This window comes from Oleiphilus sp. HI0086 (assembly GCF_001635225.1).
The window spans coordinates 1-835 of the sequence record NZ_LWFZ01000378.1 but is presented as its reverse complement, the minus strand read 5'-3'; the positions used below and the strand labels follow the sequence as shown (position 1 = coordinate 835).

The 835-nt window shown below is 42.9% G+C and carries 1 pseudogene; it reads right to left on the bottom strand.

Features of this window, described 5'->3' with window-relative positions:
• A pseudogene (prfC, locus tag A3756_RS04775) lies at positions 1-835 on the bottom strand (peptide chain release factor 3); the annotation flags it as partial.

The following is an 835-nucleotide window of genomic DNA, read 5'->3' as shown; positions in this document are numbered from 1 at the left end:
ACATCTTTACCTGTGCGAACATGCTTTAACTTCATTCCTTTCTTATACTTTCCCGAACAAATGCGCATAAATGCGATTCTGTCTCGATGCATTGGGTCCATATTTGCCTGAATTTTAAAAACGAAGCCTGTGAACTTTTCTTCTTCGGCCTCAACCTGGCGCACATTCGTCGCTCGTGATTGCGGCGCAGGCGCCCACTCAGTTAAGCCTTCAAGCATATGGTCTACACCAAAATTACCCAGAGCGGTACCGAAGTACACCGGCGTCAGTTCGCCTGCTAAAAATAGCTCATGATCAAACTCGTGCGATGCACCTTTAACTAATTCAATTTCATCTCTAAGTTCTTCTGCATAATGCCCAATCGCCTCTTCCAGCTCTGGATTATCGAGACCTTTTATTACTCTTGAATCCTGAATCTGATGACCTTGCCCCGTCTGATAAAGGACTGTCTCATCCTTATATAAGTGATAAACACCTTTAAACTCTTTACCCATGCCAATAGGCCAGGTGATTGGTGCACACACAATCTTTAGAACGTCTTCCACTTCGTCCATTAACTCTATCGGATCTCTAATATCCCTATCGAGCTTATTCATAAAGGTTACAATAGGCCTATCACTAATACGCGTAACCTCCATTAATTTGATTGTACGTTCCTCTACACCTTTGGCTGAATCAATCACCATCAAACTAGAGTCAACCGCCGTTTAGGCTCGTTAAGTAACCTCCGAGAAATTATCGTGCTTCGGCGTATCAAGCAAATTAACCATAAATTTATTAAATGGAAACTGCATCACCGAGGTCGTTACCGAGATACCACGCTCCTTTTCCATTT